Raw genomic sequence first — 3167 nt, 5'->3', positions numbered from 1 at the left:
ACGGGCGCGTCCGGCGGCCGCAGGTTTCCCCTGTCGGCCGTCGAATCCTCCACTCGATCCGGGGTCTCGGCCGATCCGGTATTCGTCGATTCGCGGGTCACTCGGGAAACTCTACTTGCGCCACCACGTAGTCCATCGGGTCGCGGCGAACGAATCGGTCAGAAAGCCGAAAACCGCCTCGTTGCGCGGAGTCCCGTTGCTGTTCGAGGTTTGGCTCGACGCGCCGCCGGGCAGATCGGCGAGCGGAATTCGGGTCAGGCTGTCGTGCAGTCCGTGCGGAATCGAGATGGGGCCCGACTGGCGCAGCGCGATTCGCGCCTGCTGCTGTGCGTCGACCTCGGCCGCGCATTCCGGGCACTGAGAAAGATGTTGGGCGGCGCGCAGATAGGCGTTCATCCGCAACTCGCCGTCCACATAGGCCGCGATCGCCTCGCTGGCCAGATGCTCGGTGGGACGGAATCGAGGCGGACGACGACCGGGCGTGCTGGAGTCGCCACTCATTCGGTGCTCACCCTTCCAACCGACATCATCCGATCCGTAGGGGTGATGCCGGCTTAGTCCAGCTCACCCGATACTTGCCTCAGCGGCGAACCGCTGCTCACTTCCATTATGCGCAAGGTAGTCGCGCAGTGCCTGCCGCCCGCGATGAATTCGGCTGCGGACGGTGCCGAGTTTCACGCCGAGCGTAGCGCCGATCTCCTCGTAGGAGAGGCCCTCGATGTCACACAGCACGACCGCGGCGCGGAACTCCGGCGCGAGCGAGTCGAGCGCGCGCTGCAGATCCGGGTCGAGGCGGGCGTCGTGGTAAGCCTGTTCCGGGTCGGGGCCCTCGGAGGGCACCCGGTCGTAGTCCTCCGGCAGCGCCTCCATCCGGATGCGGTTGCGGCGGCGGACCATGTCGAGAAACAGGTTCGTGGTTATGCGGTGCAGCCAGCCCTCGAAGGTGCCCGGCTGGTAGTTGGACAGCGAACGGAACACGCGGATGAAGGTCTCCTGGGTGAGATCCTCGGCATCCTGTGCGTCGCCGGAGAGACGGTAGGCCAGGCGGTAGACACGGTCGGCATGCTCGCGGACCAGGTCGTCCCAGGACGGCATGGCCGCCCGGTCACCGGTGGCATCGAAGGCAGCGGTGCCGGTGAGATCGACGGCGGCCTCGGCGGCCTCGGACTCGATCGGCAGAATCTGCTCGGGCAGGGTGGCGTGCTCACGCGCCGCATCGACCATGTGGATGGGGCTACCTCCTACTAGGGACCGTAAACTCGGAACTGGCGCTCGATCCGAAATCTCTTTCGGACCGGAATCCGTTACGTGGGGATACAACCGACAAGCTGTAGGTTGTTGTTCCCGCGCGTCCCGCGTCGAGCCGGTCGGCTGGTCTTGCGTTGCCCCTACTCTTTCCTGTCCTGATATGGCCTGGATATGGAGATGCTGAGGGACACCTGAGAAAACTGGCGCGGAGATTGCCCGGCGGCGCGTGTAGTTCGGAACGCGGATACAACCCGCCCAGCATTAACCTCATAGGCGTGGCATCGAATGTGGAGCGAAATCTCGCCTACGTGGAGGAATCCGTCGTGGAAGACGAGATCCTCGTCAGCGCGCGCGAACGGTCCGCCGAGCTCGGCGCGGTGCCGGTGCCACCGTCGGTCGGGGCGTTGCTGAGCATGTACGCGCAGCTGCTCGGCGCCAAAGCGGTGGTCGAGGTGGGCACCGGCGCGGGTATCAGCGGACTCTGGTTGCTCGACGGCATGCGCGAGGACGGTACCCTGACCACCATCGATTCCGAGCCGGAGCACCAGCGCGCCGCCAAGGAGGCTTTTCGCGCCGCCGAGATCCCGCCCGCGCGCACCAGGCTGATCAACGGCCGCGCGCTCGACGTGCTGCCCCGTCTCGCGGACGGCGCCTACGACCTCGTGTTCATCGACGCCGCGCCGCTCGAGCACCCGCAGTACGTCGCTCAGGCGGTGCGGCTGCTGCGGGTCGGCGGCGCGATTCTGCTGCATAACGCGCTGCTCGGCGGGCGGGTACCCGATGCGGCGCACCGTGATCCGGCGACCCAGGCGGTGCGGGCGGCCACCCGGGCGATCGCCGAGGATCCCGAGCTCACCAGCGTGCTGATTCCGGTCGGCGACGGATTGCTCTGCGCCTCACGGGGTTAGCGTCGCGCCCCGCGCCGCGGATATCCGTATCGACATCGCGGTTTCCTTGCCGCACACCGGGTATTCACCCGGCGGAGGTACAGCAATGCGTGGGCACGAACTTTTGGAAATCGGTCACATCGGCCACACCGTCATCGAAACTCGATCGAGTTGGCTGCGGCCCACGCTGATCTTCTTCGGATTGATCATCGCCTTCGCGGTGCTCGCCATGGTCGTGGTGATTAACGCCGATTTCGACACCGGCCCAGCGAAAATCACACCCACGCACGGGCCGTGCGAACCGTTCTGCACCGCACCCGCCGCACCCGCCGCACCGGCCGCGCCGGGTCGATAGTCCATACCGCACGAGCCACGCGCACCCTAGGTGACGCGTGGTTTCCTGCTGTCCGGGTGTCGCGAATCTTCCTGGGGTGCTGAGGAATTGCGCGCACGAATGTGTGATAGGTCACGGAATGCGAAGGCCCGCAAGGGATGTACGATGGCCGGTTCGCCTTCGACAGGACGCGTTCGGTGGGGAGGCCGATCACGAACGCGCGAGGGCCGACCGGAACGCCGACGACCGACCCCGGAGGGGTGGGCCGGTCGCCGGCGCCGTTCCGGCCGGGGGAATGCATTCCGCGACGGCGCGGCGATTCGGGGAGGATGCTGCTGAGAACGCGTCCGGTAGCCGGAGGTCGCGGACGGGCGTGCGGAAGAGGTGCGATCCGAGTGATCTACTACATCCTGAACAACAGCAACAACGATGACGACGGACGCCCGCAGATCCACTGGGGCGGCGCGATGATCGCCTTCGCCCTCGTCCTGGCCGCCGCGATCCTGGTGGTCTACCTGGTCAGCACCGCCGACTTCGGCCAACCGGCGAAGTCCACGGTGCCGCGTACCCCGGGCCCATGCGCGCCGTTCTGCCCCGCTACGCCCGCGCCGTAGCGTCGATCGTCGCCTCGTCCACCAGCGCGCGCGCCCGCGACCACTGCGCGGCGACGGCGGCCAGCCCGGCGGCCTCCTGCGCCA

At 67.3% G+C, this 3167-nt stretch carries 5 protein-coding genes; 3 read left to right on the top strand and 2 right to left on the bottom strand.

What is annotated here, in order from left to right:
• Positions 1-111 precede the first annotated feature (111 nt).
• Both ON39_RS26700 and sigE read right to left on the bottom strand, forming a co-directional pair.
• Positions 112-501 (bottom strand): zf-HC2 domain-containing protein, encoded by a 390-nt coding sequence (locus tag ON39_RS26700; RefSeq protein WP_040738548.1) that lies wholly within the window; start codon positions 499-501, stop codon positions 112-114.
• A 63-nt stretch (positions 502-564) separates the two neighbouring features.
• A complete protein-coding gene (gene sigE / locus ON39_RS26695) occupies positions 565-1224 on the bottom strand; it encodes an RNA polymerase sigma factor SigE (RefSeq protein WP_040738547.1) in 660 nt (219 codons plus the stop codon).
• A 299-nt stretch (positions 1225-1523) separates the two neighbouring features.
• On the opposite strand from sigE, the gene ON39_RS26690 reads away from it, so the two are divergent.
• From ON39_RS26690 to ON39_RS26680, 3 genes are all read left to right on the top strand, one after another.
• On the top strand, positions 1524-2156 hold the full coding sequence (locus ON39_RS26690; RefSeq protein ID WP_373283742.1) for an O-methyltransferase: 633 nt from the start codon (positions 1524-1526) through the stop codon (positions 2154-2156).
• Between the two features lie 85 nt (positions 2157-2241).
• The gene (locus ON39_RS26685; RefSeq protein ID WP_110293405.1) at positions 2242-2490 is read left to right on the top strand and encodes a hypothetical protein; all 249 of its coding nucleotides are present in this window, start codon (positions 2242-2244) and stop codon (positions 2488-2490) included.
• A 374-nt stretch (positions 2491-2864) separates the two neighbouring features.
• The gene (locus ON39_RS26680; protein WP_040738544.1) at positions 2865-3083 is read left to right on the top strand and encodes a hypothetical protein; all 219 of its coding nucleotides are present in this window, start codon (positions 2865-2867) and stop codon (positions 3081-3083) included.
• Positions 3084-3167: the final 84 nt, after the last annotated feature.

It is taken from the genome of Nocardia tenerifensis NBRC 101015, from assembly GCF_000308715.1.
GTDB classification, from domain to species: domain Bacteria; phylum Actinomycetota; class Actinomycetes; order Mycobacteriales; family Mycobacteriaceae; genus Nocardia; species Nocardia tenerifensis.
This window is presented reverse-complemented; position numbering and strand designations above follow the sequence as displayed.